The organism is Peribacillus sp. NPDC101480, from assembly GCF_050277335.1.
Lineage (GTDB): Bacteria > Bacillota > Bacilli > Bacillales > DSM-1321 > Peribacillus.
On the sequence record NZ_JBNNSB010000007.1, the window covers coordinates 1 to 15,304 of the forward strand.

General features: G+C 41.6%; 17 protein-coding genes. 10 read left to right on the top strand and 7 right to left on the bottom strand.

Annotation, left to right across the window (positions count from 1 at the left end; genetic code table 11):
- On the bottom strand, nt 1–144 hold a 144-nt coding region (locus ACQKMF_RS20875), incomplete at its 3' end, for a tryptophan 7-halogenase (RefSeq protein ID WP_427575029.1).
- Nucleotides 145–183: 39 nt separating this feature from the next.
- Nucleotides 184–615, bottom strand: coding sequence for a DUF1641 domain-containing protein (locus ACQKMF_RS20880; protein ID WP_101224421.1), 432 nt, complete (start codon nt 613–615; stop codon nt 184–186).
- Between the two features lie 321 nt (nt 616–936).
- Here ACQKMF_RS20880 and ACQKMF_RS20885 point away from each other — a divergent pair, with 321 nt between their 5' ends.
- Both ACQKMF_RS20885 and ACQKMF_RS20890 read left to right on the top strand, forming a co-directional pair.
- Nucleotides 937–1,107 (top strand): hypothetical protein, encoded by a 171-nt coding sequence (locus ACQKMF_RS20885; protein ID WP_157831108.1) that lies wholly within the window; start codon nt 937–939, stop codon nt 1,105–1,107.
- An 89-nt stretch (nt 1,108–1,196) separates the two neighbouring features.
- The gene (locus ACQKMF_RS20890; RefSeq protein ID WP_157831107.1) at nt 1,197–1,352 is read left to right on the top strand and encodes a hypothetical protein; all 156 of its coding nucleotides are present in this window, start codon (nt 1,197–1,199) and stop codon (nt 1,350–1,352) included.
- Between the two features lie 187 nt (nt 1,353–1,539).
- Here ACQKMF_RS20890 and ACQKMF_RS20895 read toward each other — a convergent pair whose 3' ends face one another.
- Entirely contained in the window at nt 1,540–2,124 is a 585-nt protein-coding gene (locus ACQKMF_RS20895; RefSeq protein ID WP_427574762.1) for a DJ-1/PfpI family protein, read from the bottom strand.
- A 149-nt stretch (nt 2,125–2,273) separates the two neighbouring features.
- Here ACQKMF_RS20895 and ACQKMF_RS20900 point away from each other — a divergent pair, with 149 nt between their 5' ends.
- The gene (locus ACQKMF_RS20900) at nt 2,274–2,705 is read left to right on the top strand and encodes an Lrp/AsnC family transcriptional regulator (RefSeq protein WP_101224419.1); all 432 of its coding nucleotides are present in this window, start codon (nt 2,274–2,276) and stop codon (nt 2,703–2,705) included.
- Between the two features lie 145 nt (nt 2,706–2,850).
- Complete coding sequence (locus ACQKMF_RS20905; RefSeq protein WP_402940674.1) at nt 2,851–3,681, top strand: STAS domain-containing protein; 831 nt, start codon at nt 2,851–2,853, stop codon at nt 3,679–3,681.
- A gap of 548 nt (nt 3,682–4,229) precedes the next feature.
- Here ACQKMF_RS20905 and ACQKMF_RS20910 read toward each other — a convergent pair.
- Nucleotides 4,230–4,754: a GNAT family N-acetyltransferase gene (locus ACQKMF_RS20910; protein ID WP_402940677.1), complete on the bottom strand. Its 525-nt coding sequence runs from the start codon at nt 4,752–4,754 to the stop codon at nt 4,230–4,232.
- 173 nt (nt 4,755–4,927) lie between these two features.
- Here ACQKMF_RS20910 and ACQKMF_RS20915 point away from each other — a divergent pair, with 173 nt between their 5' ends.
- The 3 genes from ACQKMF_RS20915 (at nt 4,928) to ACQKMF_RS20925 (ending at nt 8,758) form a co-directional block, all read left to right on the top strand.
- Nucleotides 4,928–5,074 carry a hypothetical protein gene (locus ACQKMF_RS20915; protein ID WP_100298038.1) on the top strand — a complete coding sequence of 49 codons (147 nt, stop codon included), beginning with the start codon at nt 4,928–4,930 and terminating at the stop codon, nt 5,072–5,074.
- A 115-nt stretch (nt 5,075–5,189) separates the two neighbouring features.
- The gene (locus ACQKMF_RS20920) at nt 5,190–6,155 is read left to right on the top strand and encodes a quinone oxidoreductase family protein (RefSeq protein WP_402940680.1); all 966 of its coding nucleotides are present in this window, start codon (nt 5,190–5,192) and stop codon (nt 6,153–6,155) included.
- A gap of 842 nt (nt 6,156–6,997) precedes the next feature.
- Nucleotides 6,998–8,758, top strand: coding sequence for a hypothetical protein (locus tag ACQKMF_RS20925; RefSeq protein WP_427574766.1), 1,761 nt, complete (start codon nt 6,998–7,000; stop codon nt 8,756–8,758).
- A 97-nt stretch (nt 8,759–8,855) separates the two neighbouring features.
- Here ACQKMF_RS20925 and ACQKMF_RS20930 read toward each other — a convergent pair whose 3' ends face one another.
- Nucleotides 8,856–9,551 (bottom strand): FHA domain-containing protein, encoded by a 696-nt coding sequence (locus ACQKMF_RS20930; protein ID WP_427574768.1) that lies wholly within the window; start codon nt 9,549–9,551, stop codon nt 8,856–8,858.
- A gap of 706 nt (nt 9,552–10,257) precedes the next feature.
- Between ACQKMF_RS20930 and ACQKMF_RS20935 the strand changes: the two genes are divergently transcribed.
- Together ACQKMF_RS20935 and ACQKMF_RS20940 are read left to right on the top strand one after the other, a co-directional pair.
- Nucleotides 10,258–10,677: a hypothetical protein gene (locus ACQKMF_RS20935; RefSeq protein WP_427574770.1), complete on the top strand. Its 420-nt coding sequence runs from the start codon at nt 10,258–10,260 to the stop codon at nt 10,675–10,677.
- A 337-nt stretch (nt 10,678–11,014) separates the two neighbouring features.
- Nucleotides 11,015–12,472, top strand: coding sequence for a protein adenylyltransferase SelO (locus ACQKMF_RS20940; RefSeq protein ID WP_402942875.1), 1,458 nt, complete (start codon nt 11,015–11,017; stop codon nt 12,470–12,472).
- A gap of 83 nt (nt 12,473–12,555) precedes the next feature.
- Here the strand turns inward: ACQKMF_RS20940 and ACQKMF_RS20945 are convergent, their stop codons facing one another.
- Nucleotides 12,556–12,984, bottom strand: a complete 429-nt coding sequence (locus ACQKMF_RS20945; protein WP_427574772.1) for a MarR family winged helix-turn-helix transcriptional regulator — start codon at nt 12,982–12,984, stop codon at nt 12,556–12,558.
- A gap of 120 nt (nt 12,985–13,104) precedes the next feature.
- Between ACQKMF_RS20945 and ACQKMF_RS20950 the strand changes: the two genes are divergently transcribed.
- Nucleotides 13,105–13,692 carry an NAD(P)H-dependent oxidoreductase gene (locus ACQKMF_RS20950; protein WP_402940693.1) on the top strand — a complete coding sequence of 196 codons (588 nt, stop codon included), beginning with the start codon at nt 13,105–13,107 and terminating at the stop codon, nt 13,690–13,692.
- Nucleotides 13,693–13,973: 281 nt separating this feature from the next.
- Here the strand turns inward: ACQKMF_RS20950 and ACQKMF_RS20955 are convergent, their stop codons facing one another.
- Complete coding sequence (locus ACQKMF_RS20955) at nt 13,974–15,302, bottom strand: sodium:solute symporter family transporter (RefSeq protein WP_427574774.1); 1,329 nt, start codon at nt 15,300–15,302, stop codon at nt 13,974–13,976.
- Nucleotides 15,303–15,304 lie beyond the last annotated feature (2 nt).

The window sequence follows — 15,304 nt, forward strand, 5'->3', positions numbered from 1 at the left end:
GTGCAATTCGGTGATGATTTGGTGCGTTGGAAATTGGTTCACCACTGTAACCTGCACTTCATCTCTTTTGTAATATTCACGTACGGATAAGGCAGTTAGCAATCCAGCGTAACCTGCACCTAAGATGACGATTTGTTTTGACATAGTTAATCCCCCGTCCTTACTGATTGAAAATTAATCAAATTATTTTTGGTTTTTACGTTCTGAAGAGACTTCAAGAAAAGCTTGGGCGAAACGGAAAAGCTTTTGTGCTTGCGGATCTTTCATCATTCTTAACAGACCAAAAAGACCGATCACATCAGTATTCGCTTCTGCACGATCCTTAGCTTCGATGGCATTAGCCGCAAGACCTTTCACTGAACCCACTACAGGTGTAGCGATCTCCGAAATGGCGCTGACCGTATCATTTTTCAAGACATCATCAGTCGCAACCGATTGAGCGAAATCATAAGACTTTGTTAAAATATTCACTAACTCAGTCAGTTTTGGTAACTGCTCAACTAAAGTGTTCAATGATTCCTGAACCTCAGGCTTTAATAATTGGTCCAGTACATCTAATTGTTTTTGGCGGGCATTAAGTTGTTCAGTTTGTGATTGGGTAATCGTTTCTGACATATCCAATTCTCCTTTGCAATAAGCATTTTGTTGAGGTAAATAGAAAAACTTGTAAAATATTACACAATGTGTGACCAGAAAAAATACTAACAAAAATGTAATAAATGCTATCCTATAGTATATCCCTTTAGTGGCTTGAAAACAGCTGATTTTTTAAAAAAGATTCATAAAATAATCTTTTCCTGCTTATTTTAAGTACAGATTCTAATGGTAGTTACTATTATTTACCTATAATGGACTTTAAGAGGGGGTCTAACATCGAAGCCTGTCATACATATTTCCATCTTGATTTGCCATCCTAAATGATGGAGGTGAAAAAATGTGACTGATTCAGAATCTAAACTTACAGAAGAGAATAATGATAAGAAGCTTCATAAACTGGTTGGCAGTATGGAATATACCAAAGCGCAACTATCGGAAGGTATGAATGGAATTTCTGAAGTTTACCTCAAAAACAGTGAGGAAGGCACATCGGTAACACCTGATAATTAATATTGTTGTGTAAGCATAGCGAAACAGTTATGCTTACTTAAAATATCAAAAACAACCGCAAACAATGGCTTGAGGAAAACATACAAAGCGTGGAAGATAAATTCGGCAAGGGAGAGCTGGATAGTCTCGATGTCATTCGCCAGTATGGTGTCATCATCGATTATGCAACGAATAAAGTCCTGCCAGAATCAACGAAACAGTTCCGTGAATCCATGAAAACCCGTTCGTTGGCATATTGGAAGTAACGTGAAAAAAATTAGGAACCTTAGACTGCAGACGAACTCGAAGAAAACGAGTTTGCCTGCAGTTTTTTCCCTTAAAAAAGATTTAGTTGATTTCAGAAATTCGGCTCCCTTTCCGCCGACTGCCTGCGGAATGCGAGCGCCTGGACGGGAAATCAACATCCAAATTGTATAGGTTCCTAAGACATTCTTAATGGAAACCCATCAATTCCTTCACATGTTTACAATTATCTCTTGAAGTGAGCATTTCCAAGAGCGTAAAGGCAACATCGAAAGCTGTGGATGGATTGTAGGATGTAATGATATTGTCCGTGACGACAATCGGTTCGTTTACGACAATCGCACCAAAATCTTTTAGCTGCCTCTGTCTCTTACTGGCTGGATGGTTGTATGTTGTGGCTTTTCTTCCATTCAATATCCCGCTTTTTCCTAGTGGGAGAGAACCTACACAAATGGTTGCTATGATTTTGTTCTTATTATGAAAATGCTTGATCACATCAAGAAACCTCTGATCATAGGCATCCTCATAGAAACCGGCTTCTTCAAAACCTCCTGGAATGGCCAAAGCATCGAAGTCATCCAGGTTCACTTGATCGAGGGTCAGTTCGGGCTGCACGATGAAATTCCATGTGCATTTCAATTGTTCGTGAAGTCCCACCGTAACCAGGTCTGTGGTGCCATCACCCTCTAATTTATTCCATCCCAATACATCTGTAAACACACTTGCTTCAACCGCTTCGAATCCATTGGATAGCAGCAGCAATACTTTTTTCATAGCAGTGTCCCCCTTGTTTATATTTGAATTAATTATATAAAAAGCAAATCCCCTAATACATACGATTAATTACGTAATCATTCCTTTTATATTTATTTTATAATGTATTTGAAAGGAATCGGTTTATAAAAAAAGTAGGGGTGATTGAATTGGATCGAACGGATAAAAAAATACTTTCCTTACTGGAGAATAATGGTCGCATGTCCATGAAAGAACTGGCACATGAAGTTTCCTTAACGGCTCCAGCAACGAAAGAACGTGTGAATAAATTAGAGGAAAGCGGAGTGATTAAAGGTTATAAAACAGAAATATCCCTTGAAAAACTTGATAGAAGCATAACGGCATTCATATTATTCGAAACGGATCGATGCAAAGACTTTTATCAATTCAGCTTGAACCATCCGGAAGTTCTGGAATGCCACCGGTTAGCCGGTCAATACAGTTATCTTATTAAAATAAGTACATTTTCCATGGAAACGCTGGAAGACTTCGTCGATGAAGCCATTAAATATGGGAAATCGTCCACCCATCTGATATTCTCTTCCGCATCGAAAAATGTTTTTTCAGGAGATGAGATCTAACCGGCTTTAACCCATTTACTTGCCAACTTTTTAATATATGACCAATTAGCAGGAAAAAACTCCACCAATATAGAAAGTAACACCAATATAGAAAGTAAATAGTAACAAAAATCACAGTTGGATGTTCAAAAAGGGAGTGGAGAGAGTGAGTTTTGTTTATGAGGAAGATAAAATAATGGAATTCCTTTTGCAAAATAAAAGTGAGTTTGAAGAATATCTTTTATCAGCAGCGGTCAATGTCAGGGATAAAATCGAAGAAATTTTACTGATTGGAAATGTCGACCTTTTGAATAATGCACATAAGCTCATTCGATATATAGTGGAACAGAATGAAACGGATATGATTGCCTTTGCCGAAAAAGAGGGAGTTACGTGGGCAACCCACTCCTTGACGCTTTCATTCAAGCTGGAATGGATTCAAGCCCTTCGCAGAACGCTTTGGACCTTTCTTTATAAGTTTGAACAAGATAAGAAAGCGTTTATTGAGGATTCCAAGGTCTTTTTTGAATTAGAGAAAAAAGTGAATGAGAGTGTTGATGTTTTTCTTAAATCGTTTTTCGTCAGTTACTCCGATTATAAAGACAAATTGATTCTCGCTCAGCAAAACTTGGTGGAAAATCTATCCGTCCCTATCATTCCCGTCACTTCCACCACCTGTGTCCTTCCTTTAATCGGGACAATTGATTATTCACGAATACAGATAATCGAAGAAAAAGTATTGATGGAGATAGGTAAACTGCGGATACAGACCTTGATCTTGGATTTGTCCGGTATCATCGAAATGGAAGTTGAAATGATCAATGATTTGATGAAAATCCTCGATGGTACAGCAATGATGGGGTGTAAAGCTGTGGTGACTGGATTACGCCCAGAGGTTGTTACGAAAATGATCCGTTCAGGAATTCAGCTCGATAATAAAGCAGAAACAAAGGGTACACTGCAGCAGGCCTTGAAGGACTATCTTGTAGTCACCTAAATCGTGAAGTGGAGTCGCCATGGTTTGGTGACTTTTTTTTGTGGGTAATTTGGAATATTAAGGTAATTTATTTGCTGTTTTATCATATCCGAATAAGTATATGGAATGGGGAACAGATGCTCCGAAAAGAACTGAATCTTGGTTTCAGAGTGAATCTATTCCGAACCCCCAATTGTTGATAAATTCAAGAAAATCCAGTTTGCCTCCAGTTTTTTCTAAAAAAATTCCATTTGATCTCCGCCGGAAACTTTATTCGACCTACCCAGCGGTTTATTCGACCGCTGAAGGAGTTATTCGACCTACCCGGCGGTTTATTCGACCTACCCAGCAGTTTATTCGACCTACCCGGCGGTTTATTCGACCTACCCAGCAGTTTATTCGACTCTACTTCGGATTCCGGAGCATTTGTCTTGCGGTCCACGCATTAAATCCCGCTCCCGATTGTTGCCAAGCCCTCATCAAAGCAAGCATCTAGCAGGTCTCGTCTAGCCAGTTATCGGCAGGAGTGCGCCAATTTCTTCTATGCAACCTTCCAAAGAAGGTTGGTTTCACTTCAGCAAGGAATAGACATATGTATCATGAGGGATACCGTTTTGGTAAATATAACTCCTTAATATTCCTTCCCGAATGAAGCCCAGCTTAAGCAAGAGCGCACTTGATGGCTGGTTTTCCAGAAAAACGACCGCGCCGATTCGGGTTAAATCAAGGTCGTTGAAACCGTAAGCGATAATTTCTTTAAGCGCTTCTGACACAAATCCTTTGCGCCAATGTGAAGGATGAATTTCATAACCGATTTCCGCTCGTCTGTATTTGGGACTGTGGGCATGAAAACCGATGGTGCCAATCAATTCCTGCGTATCTTTTCTTTCAATTCCCCATCTTATGGCTCGTTTTTCACGATGGTTTTTCGCAAAAGATGCTACAATATCCTTCGCTTGTTCGACATTTTCCAATGAGTCCTGGCCATAAAAGCGGGTGACTTCATCTTTTGATAAACATTGGAAAAGAGCTTCCGCATCACTTTCATGAATTTCCCGTAAGCGTAACCTTTCCGTGTTCAATAAAGGAAACATTTTTTCTCCTCCTCCTATATCAGTTTTCTATTTATTCGGGCTCCACGAAGGTTTTTCCTTTATTATGAAGTGCCTAATTTTCTGGTGATTTCGGTGATAATCGGACAAGCTAAAAAGGTTAGATGCATTAAACAGTTCAACCTAAAAAAGCATTAATGAAGGGGAGATAGATCATGGGAAAAAAACACCGCAACCGTATCGCTTCACCGAAAAAGAATAACCATATTCCGAAAGCGGATATCATTGCAGAACATGAAGCCCACGGTAAAGAATACTCTGCGAATAAACGAAAGAACGGTCCTGGCTCCAATACAGATTGAGTAACCTAGTGACCGCTCTAGCCTTTAAGGGCAGGGCGGTCATTTGTGTTTCTTGCCATCAAAGGGTTCATCCTATATCTTAAAGAATGAAGAACCATTGAAGGGAGTTAGGATGATGAAAGCACTTGTCTTTGAGGATTTCGGCGGGCCGGAAGTTCTGTCTGTAAGGGAAATTGCAGAACCTGAACATTCAAAATCAGCCGTGATCGTTCGAATGAAAGCAATCGGATTGAATTTTGCTGATGTATATAGAAGGAAAGGGAATTATCATTTGGTGGGTGATCCCCCATTCATTCTAGGGTATGAAGGAGCAGGGGTCATCGAATATGTCGGGGAAGAAGTCCGTCATGTGAAAGTGGGTGATCGCGTCGGGTTCGCTGATGTTCCCCATGCCAACGCGGAGCTGGTTTCAGTTCCAGCTGATAAACTTTTACCGCTGCCTGAGGGCATTTCCTTTGAAACGGCCGCTTCCGTTTTACTTCAAGGATTGACTGCCCAATATTTAACTCATGACAGCCATCCAGTTAAAAAAGGGGAAACCATTCTGGTCCATGCCGCTGCAGGGGGAGTCGGTCAATTACTGACACAGATGATCAGGATGAAGGGCGGTCAGGTCATTGGCTTGACCTCATCGAATGATAAAGCGGCTGTTGCCAAACAAATGGGTGCGGATCATGTTATCCTTTACGGATCGGACTGGGTGGATTCCATTAAGGATGTAACCGGTGGTAAAGGCGTTGATGTTGTTTATGAATCAGTGGGTCAAACCTTGATGGATAGTTTCAGTGCGACTAAGACTGGAGGAACTGTTGTATTTTTTGGGATGGCAGGCGGTGATCCAGAAAAAATCGACCCGAGAATGTTAATGGATACATCCAAGGCATTAATTGGTGGTGACCTTTGGAACGTCCTGACTACTCATGAAGAACGGACAAGAAGAACAGCAGAGCTATTCCAATGGATTCTGTCAGGGGAAATCCACATCAAAGAACCGACTCTTTTTTCGTTGGAAAATGGGGCGGATGCGCATAGACTTCTTGAAAGCCGGAAGAGTTCGGGGAAAATATTATTAATACCATAACAGGTCATGGGGCTTTCCATTCTAAATGGGGCCCATTTCTTTTACCCGTATAGCGTCCTGTCACATTCAATACCTTATTCATACTGATGAATCAGAACCTTTTTAAGTTCCTTATTATAGACCCATTCTACCCTTAGAATAACTTCAGATAAATGTCCTTGTCCTTACAGGGGTTATGACCTGCTGTCAAAACAACTTGATGACCAAGTTGGCTTATCCACAATATTCATATGCAACACGCGAATTCAGAGGAGAAATCCACAATGGGCCAATCACCAAACAACAATCGTCATTCTTCAATCCACAGGCGTTCGTTACAAGCAAAAAAAGAGAACGGACCCGTTCCCTTGGAAAACTTATGAATAGCAGGATTAGGTAATGAGAGACAAACACTTTTTTTAGTGATCCTTGTGGTACGGTGAATATATGGATGATCTGCCTTAAGTACTTTTCTGTCGTTCTGACTCCCGGGCCATCATATGAAGCGGGCTCTGAATGACCCCGTCCCAATCACTGTGGAGCAATGCATACAATCACGTATCGAATTCAGTGGAAGATACATTCCTTAATAGGTATTGGTAAGTTTCTTCATAAATCATAAGGCCTCGTCCCCTTTGGCATTCATCCTTTTATAGAGTCTATATAAACATTAAATCGGTAAAAGTAGCATCGTTGGGGTAAATAGTTTTGGAAGTATTTTGACGTTATTTCGCTATATTAAAAAAATAGTAAATTAGTTGCACAAAAGTGATAAAATGGGTAAATGGAAACATACATGACAAGGAGAGACATTTCAAACCATGATACTTTCACTACTCGGTTTCATCTTAAAAGGAATTTTAATGAAAATGCCATTTGCCATATTGGGACTTTCCTTGATTCCGCAGAGATGGACCAACGCAATCACCAAAAAAGATATACCTTTTTTCATTGAACAAGTGCTGAGACTTTTAGTTTCTGCTGCCGTATTGTTTTTCGTTATCGATATCATGCTGCTGGATCTTACTGCCGCTGCATTCTTTTCGTGTTTTGCCATTATTCTCGGGCTCATTCTCATCATCGATTCAAGATTGTTTATGTACAGTGCCAGTGAATCTTCAAGCACCCGACGGAATCGGAGGGGAAATGAAGCGGAAAAGCAGCCTAAAACACCTTGGAACGTACATTTCAACAGCTTGATGGGTGTCGTGTTGATTGCCGCATGGGTCATCATGCTGTTTTACCCGCTCACTTTTGCCGCAGATCTGCATGGATTGGCGAAGGTCGATAAGAAAAAAGAGCTGGAAGAAGTTCAAGATATAAAAACCATGCCGTTCGTTACAGTGAAAATGGCTGACGCAAAAGGCGATGCAGCGATTAATAAAATAGAAAATGCATCATATTTCACTGAAGGCGAATACCGTCTGACCAATATCAATGATGAATTGGCTTATACATCCCCAATTGAAATGGACGGGTTTTTAAAAGCCGGGAAAGCGGAATACACGCCAGGTTATAATCTGATTTCCGCCGTATCGACGGATAAAGGGGCAAGTACTGTCAAAGGGAAGATGCTGTATGCTCCCTCACAGTACCTCGATCATGATTTGGAAAGGACCATCCGCAAGGCATATCCGAATAAAATCATCCATGATTCATATTTGGAACCGAACGAAGATGGAAAGCCCTTCTTCGTAGCTTCAGTCGGACATTATTTGAAATACCGCAGCGGTCCCGTGGTGGACGGGGTGGTATTGGTTAATCCGGAAACGGGTGACACGAAATACTATCCAAAAGGAAAAGAACCTAAATGGGTAGATCGGACATTCACATTGGAAACAGCCCTGGAATATTGGACTTACTGGGGAAAATATGTTCACGGGTGGAAAAACCAGTCCTTGATTGGACCGAAGAAAGATGTCCTGATTCCTAATGAGGATAATATGCAAGTTACGTTTAACGAAAAAGGCGAATTGATTTATGTAGTGGACTTTACCCGGGCTAAATCAAAAGGTAACTCCAAAACCCTTGTAGGTTATGGTGTTTTCAATGCCAAGACCGGTGAAATGACGTACTATAAAGGCGTCACGTCCGTTCTGACAGGAAAGGAAGCAAAATCCAACGCCAATGCGAGTGAGTTTTTGTCTAAATATCCAGGCTGGAAAGCCACTAATGGAATTTTCTATACGATTTACGGTGCTCCCACTTATGTCATTCCAGTTACAAAGGGCAGCAAGTTCCAAGGTGTGGCGATCGTTTACGCAAATAGCGATAATCCCCAAGTGGTCTTTGGGAAAACGAAAGACGAAGCTTTCCGCAATTATAAAAAGCTGATTGCCTCTTTAGGGAAAGTCAGCGGTGTGACGCCTCAAAAAGGTTTTGAGATGAAAGAAATAAAGGGGAAGGTAATGAGGATCAATGATGCCAATCTTTCAAATGGATACGTCTTCCATTTAATCGTCGAAGGCAATGCCAAGAGGTTCTCGGTGGACCCTGGTGTCAACGCGCTATCTGATATTGTGTTGACGAATGTAGGAGACAGGGTTGTGCTGAAGGTGATGGATATGGAAGAAGACATCGTTCCAGTAGATGAATTCACTAATCTGGATTTGCCAAGGAAATGATAATGGATCGTGGACATATAAACTGGCCATCTCCAATATAAGCATCCAAAAAAAGCATTGTCATCCGCAATGCTTTTTTCATGTTTTCGAATGATTGTCATGATAAGTCCGATAAATTGAATGAATGGATGGATTCCATATAATATCCCTTTTGAATGACGGCTTTTATTGCAAAGTGCCCATTTAACCGTTTCCGCACGCGGTACAGAAGTGAAGCGATTTCCTCTGCCGTCACAATTTGCTCGGGATCACCGACTCGCTCTGGCCAGACTTGCTGAACAATTTCTTCCTTTGAAATAAGATTGTCCAAATTTTCATAAAGGAGCTTAAAGCAATTGAATTCCTTGGTCGGCATTTTAATGGGTGCTTCTTCATTGATGATTACAGTCTGAAGGTGCTCATTGATAGCGACGGTTTGCAGGAACTCGGGGTTCACCGGCGTGAAATCCATTGTTAAATCGTTGTCGATGGAGATTATGAATTCAATCAATCCATTGACCAAAGTAATCGAATCCCCCGGTTCAATGTGACATGGATTGCCCGGTACGAGCGGCATCTGGTTTACGGAGGTGCCGTGTTTGCTTGCCAAATCCTCAATGAGGAGCTGCCCTTCCTCCATATAAATCCGGCAATGTTCCCTGGAAACAAAGTCATTGTAAAGCCTGAAATCAGCTTTGGAGTGCTGGCTTGCTCGGCCGATCAGCAGGCTTTTCCCTTCAAATACATAGGCGAATTCCTCGGTTTGGCCTTTGTGCATGGTTCTCAATACAACCTTGAAAGTTTTATAGATCATTCACTTCATACCCCTTAAAAAATCTGAAAATTTAAATTATTTTCATGAATTTATCATTTTGGCTACATGGCTGATTAGTGGGTTCAATTTTATAATTATAAATTATCAGTCGCTTACTTACTAACGAAAAATGAAAAAAATCCAAATTAGGCACACAGCCATTATAACAAAGAGGAACGAAGGATGAAGAAGAAACTCTATTTTTGCTGATGTTCGCTTTGACTGTGGGAGAAGTACTTCCTCAGCACCGGAAGAAGTTTGCGATGAAAATGTACCTTACGCTTGTGGAAAAGGAGTTGACCAAAGGTGAGTATGTGGAGAGATAGGATAAATGCCTTCAGCATCCTGCTGATGATCATTAGTATGATCGTATATATTATTTTTCCCCAGCCCTTTACCCTCATTCTGTACTGTATATTTGGCATTGCCTTTATCAGCCTGACTTTACTGAATTAAGACTACCTTTGAATGGGTGGAGGACGGAACCAATAAGAAGAAAAGAAACAAGCCTGCCGAATCAATGGCAGGCTTTTTTGATGCATAATGTTTCATGATGAAATTATAACTATTGGCATATGAAATTGGGGGAGATGGAGTTCTGAGCGAGATGCAATTTTCCTGGTTAGTAATGCGGGTAATATTGAACGAGGCCACTAAAGTGAGTATTCATATCATGATTTAAAAAATGAGATAGGAGATTTTAATTATGAAAAAATTAATAGTGCTAATAGGATCCTTGCTGTTTGGACTAATCTTAATGAATGTTTATACTGATTCAGGAACAATGGCACGTGATGGACTTGAAATTAATACATCATATATTAAAAACTCGAAAGAATTAGTGGCTGAAATGAGTGTCTCTGGCTATATTCATAAAAAGAAAACGCTAGAAATCAGAACTACTTTAAAAGAAAAGAATACAATTTACATAGATCAAACTGGTAGTGAATTAGAATATATAGTAATCGATTCAACGGGAGAAAAGGTATACTCTGAAAAAATAAAAGGAGATACAATTCGTGCATTTGAATCAATGTCAGGAGAAGGAATCATCAAAATAGTTTTAAGTAGCGGGAAACTTACTGCGATGATTAATATAAATGAAAATGAGCTTAATAATGAATAAAACAGATTCTTAAAATCTGTACGGGAGCTAACCCGCTTCACAAGTGTAAAACGGAAGCTGATATTTAAAGGAGAAGAAGCAGGAACCGTTATGGGTTCCTGCTTCTTTCATTCAAAGGGAACCGATGAGGATATTTCCACACAATCGTACTATGAAATCCCGGGGCGCCATGGATTTAAAACGACTTTATAAGAGCCATTTTAATGCAGAAACGGTATAATTAATTGGTAGAAGTAGACATTAATATGGACTGCAACAGAGTTATACCGCGTGTTTTAATATGAATCTTGAGAGAAAGAACATTTATACAAAAGTCAAAGTAAGAAAAGGAGAAACCATGACTAATGAAACAGGATGGAATTTAGACAATAGCTATGCGCGTCTTCCGGAAAAGTTTTTCACGAGCACGAACCCGACTCCTGTACATTCACCGGAGTTGATCATTCTAAATGAACGTTTGGTGGATTCTCTTGGTTTGGACGTTAAGTCGCTGCAAAGCGAAGATGGTGTGGCGGTATTTGCGGGAAATGAGATTCCCGAAGGTGCTTCGCCGCTTGCTCAAGCATATGCTGGGCATCAATTCGGTCATTTTAACATGTTAGGGGACGGCCGGGCGATATTGCTTGGCGAACAGGTCTTGCCCGAAGGCGATAGGGTCGATATCCAGCTGAAGGGTCCAGGAAGAACGCCATACTCCCGCGGGGGCGATGGCCGGGCTGCACTTGGACCGATGCTGCGCGAATACATCATCAGTGAGGCGATGCACGGGCTCGGCATTCCTACCACCCGGAGTCTGGCAGTGGTGACGACCGGTGAAACGGTAATCCGTGAAACCGGGCTGCCTGGTGCCATCATGACTCGTGTGGCTTCGAGTCATCTTCGTGTCGGCACTTTTCAATTCGCTGCAAAATGGGGCACGATCGAGGAACTCCGGACACTTGCCGACTATGCAATTAAGCGTCATTTTCCAGACATTGAATCCGATGAAAACCGTTATCTTTCGCTGCTGCAGGAAGTGGTCAAGCGTCAGGCTGAGCTCATTGCCCAATGGCAGCTGGTTGGCTTCATTCATGGGGTGATGAACACCGACAACATGACGATTAGCGGGGAAACCATCGATTATGGACCTTGCGCCTTCATGGATGCCTATGACCCTGCAACGGTATTCAGTTCAATTGATAGACAAGGCCGCTATGCCTATGGTAACCAACCTGTTATTGGAGGTTGGAATCTTGCGCGATTCGCTGAATCCCTATTGCCGCTGTTGCATGATGACCAAGATCAGGCCGTTACTTTGGCCCAAGATAAGATTTCCGTTTTTAATGATCTGTATCATTCTAATTGGTTAGCGGGAATGAGGTCGAAACTGGGGATATTCAACGAAGAGACTCAGGATGAAGCGCTTATTAATGGCATCCTCAGTATGATGAAAAAGCATGGTGCCGACTATACTAATACCTTCCGTGCCTTGACCTTTGATAAAGTGGAGGATACGGTCCTTTTCGGGACACCGGAATTCGCTCAGTGGCAAGAGCTTTGGAAGGCGAGACTGGGCAGGCAGAAGGAATCGAAAGAATCTTCGAATCAGTTGATGCAGAACAGCAATCCTGCAGTGATCCCACGGAACCACCGGGTGGAAGAAGCGTTGGAAGCGGCAGTGGAGCAAGGGGACTACGGCGTGATGGAACGGCTGTTGGATGTTCTTGCAAATCCTTATGCACACTGCGAGGAACAAGCTGAATACGCCGCACTGCCTTTGTCAACAAAACCTTACCGAACTTTTTGCGGCACCTGATTATGAAACATGTATGAAGCAGCTCCCGCGATTGAAGTCGATTCTTTGTCAACTTCAATTGCGGGAGCCTTTTTGTGTATTCATTAGTAAAAAAGTTTTGTTTGAAGAATGTCCAGGGCACGGTCAATTTCCGCTAAATCTTCCTTCGATGCATGTTGCAGCCGGCTTTGGAAACGGGATTCTACGATTGCAAAAGCCTCGTTCATCATCATTTCCCCCTCTTTGGAAAGGCGGATGTATTGTTTCCTTCTATCTTCCGAATCACTTATTTTTTCAATTAAATTCTTTTCGCTTAATTTTTTCAGTTCACGGCTCGTGTTAGGCATGGAGATATGCTGACAGTCACTGATTTCACTTGGTGTGACAGGCTGACTGACTGTTATATATTCAAGAATTTTATATTGTACCGGCGTGATGGAATCGGATTTGGCGTTTTGTGTCAATTCGTTTGTGACTTGATGTACGGAAGTCGTAAATGTGACCATTTTTTCAAAAAGAGCTTTTTTGTCCATAACTTTCACCTCTTACTGAGAAGATAACAAAAGTGTTATCAAAATACAATTATCATTTGACAACAAAAAAGGGGGTGTAATATGATTGTTATCAAATGATAAGTAAATAGGGGGTACGTCATGAACATGCTGGTCATCTACACATATCCAAATCATAAAAGCTTAAGCCATTCTTTTTTAGAAAAAGTCATTCAAGGAAGTCAGGAGAACCCTAACATAAAAGGGATTCAGGTCTTGGATTTATATGATGAGGGCTTCAATCCGATCTTGGAGTTCAATGAGCATAAACGAAGGCGTGATATGCATCGTGATCCTCAGCTTGAAAAATATAGAAATCAGATTACCTGGGCCGACCAGATTGTCTTTGTCTATCCAATCTGGTGGGGGAGGCCTCCAGCAATGCTGATGGGATACATTGATCAATTATTTTCTGCGAATTTTGCCTACAGGGACAAAAAGGGATTGTTCCCGGAAGGCCTACTGAAAGGAAAGTCGGTCGTATGTGTGTCCACGATGAAGGGACCTGCAAAGTATCCGCTTCTCTGGTTGAATGATGCGCATAAAATATTGATGAAAAGAGCACTATTCAATTTTGTCGGAATCAAAAAAGTGAAATTTTTTGAATTCGGAAATATGGAAAGTCCAAAGGGGAAACAAACCCAAAAGCTAGAGAAGGTTTATCGGTATTTCAGAAAGGTGGCAGTCTAAGTTTTTACGTGATTGATAGGGGCACTTGATTTGTATATTTTGCTATGAACCTGATTTGCTTTTTTGATTTCCACCCCAGGCACTCGCTTTCCGTGGGCGGTCCGGAAGCCTCCTCGGCGCTCTTTGCGCCTGCGGGGTCTCCCTTGGACACGTTTTTCCCACAGGAGTTCCAATCAACATTGGGTTGGGACTTTATGTCGGCGACCTTTCTTTTTTTATCTATTTACGTGTATCAGATTACATAGTTTGTTATGTAACCACTTTGCCGTGCAGCTTCGGAATCAATCCCGTTTTGTTTTCACGGATATCCATTTGTTCTTGATAAGCGTAAGGATCATACAAATCACTAGGATCGTAAATGAAGCTAATCCGCTGAACCATATGCTTTGGAAGTCACTTACATAAGGCTGGATGATGTATGAAGCGACAATGGCCAGGACCGCGCTTATCGGTATGTAGTCAGCGACTTTCCCTTTGCTGAATACGATAACAAGGATTGGTGCAAGTAATGCCGAGTATATGTTGCCTGAGTAAAATAAGAGCTCCAATAGGTTGGGGGAATAGAAGAGTGTAGCAATGAAAACCAATCCTCCAATACAGATTGAAAGCAGGCAGGCCATCCTTATTTTTTGCTGGTCGCTTTTTTTTGTTTTTAATGGTTCAAGAATATTGGCTACGATCAGGCTTACCAATGAATGCAGGCAGGCACCGAATGTTGAGGTGATTGCACTGAAAGCGCAGAGCACAAAAAGGATGAAAAAGAATGGTGTCGTTATTTTGTTTGCCAATCCAGCCAGAATCGAGTGTATATCAGTGAAGCCGCCCGTAAAGATAACCATGATGAACAGGGATGAAAAGGAGAGCGGGAATATGATCCATATAAGGCCGGATAAAGAGAATGTCAATCGAACCTTTTTCATTTCTATCATGAATAATCGCTGCCATGATGTCAGGTCAAAGAAAAACTGGCCGAACCCGACTAGAAGCCCTGCAAAAAGAAAACTCCATAGATCATATTTATTGATTACGAGCATGTATGGATGGTATAAACGGATTCCATCATAAACGGGCTGAATCCCTTCCTTGACGAAAAAGTATAAGGGGATTAATATAACCGCGGCAAACATGAAGACGACTTGAAAAGCTGCGAATCCATGAATGAGCTTTAACCCGCCGAATCCAGCATAAAGGACACAGAAACCGAAAAAAAAGAACAGCCCGACATAGAGTGGCGTATCGAAAAGAAACTGACATAGGGTGGACGCAGCCATTCCCTGAATGAATAAAATGTGTAAGCTGGTTATGACCAGAATCACGATCAATATCCAATATCCGAGGGGATTGAGCCGGGCTTTTAAATAGTCCCCAATGGTCAAGCCCATGGGGAAGTCCTGCCGGACCCTCTTCCCGATGAAGCTGAACATGAACAGGGCGATCGCTCCCATCAGGGCGTATCCGATCCCTCCGAAAACTCCATACTTCACCATCGATTCGGGGGAGGATAATATCGTGGTTCCTGTCACCCAGCGTGCCAGGAGGGAGATGATCCCCAATCCCATCCCGATTTGAATGGGGCCTTGTACGTATTCTTGAAATGTACGTGATCGCAATG

Coding starts and splice junctions, on each gene's coding strand:
- ACQKMF_RS20925 (WP_427574766.1), top strand. CDS start 6,998: ATGAAAATGCCATTTGCCATATTGGGACTTTCCTTGATTCCGCAGAGA.
- ACQKMF_RS20930 (WP_427574768.1), bottom strand. CDS start 9,551: ATGATCTATAAAACTTTCAAGGTTGTATTGAGAACCATGCACAAAGGC.
- ACQKMF_RS20910 (WP_402940677.1), bottom strand. CDS start 4,754: ATGTTTCCTTTATTGAACACGGAAAGGTTACGCTTACGGGAAATTCAT.
- ACQKMF_RS20950 (WP_402940693.1), top strand. CDS start 13,105: ATGAACATGCTGGTCATCTACACATATCCAAATCATAAAAGCTTAAGC.
- ACQKMF_RS20895 (WP_427574762.1), bottom strand. CDS start 2,124: ATGAAAAAAGTATTGCTGCTGCTATCCAATGGATTCGAAGCGGTTGAA.
- ACQKMF_RS20915 (WP_100298038.1), top strand. CDS start 4,928: ATGGGAAAAAAACACCGCAACCGTATCGCTTCACCGAAAAAGAATAAC.
- ACQKMF_RS20880 (WP_101224421.1), bottom strand. CDS start 615: ATGTCAGAAACGATTACCCAATCACAAACTGAACAACTTAATGCCCGC.
- ACQKMF_RS20920 (WP_402940680.1), top strand. CDS start 5,190: ATGAAAGCACTTGTCTTTGAGGATTTCGGCGGGCCGGAAGTTCTGTCT.
- ACQKMF_RS20945 (WP_427574772.1), bottom strand. CDS start 12,984: ATGGACAAAAAAGCTCTTTTTGAAAAAATGGTCACATTTACGACTTCC.
- ACQKMF_RS20940 (WP_402942875.1), top strand. CDS start 11,015: ATGACTAATGAAACAGGATGGAATTTAGACAATAGCTATGCGCGTCTT.
- ACQKMF_RS20935 (WP_427574770.1), top strand. CDS start 10,258: ATGAAAAAATTAATAGTGCTAATAGGATCCTTGCTGTTTGGACTAATC.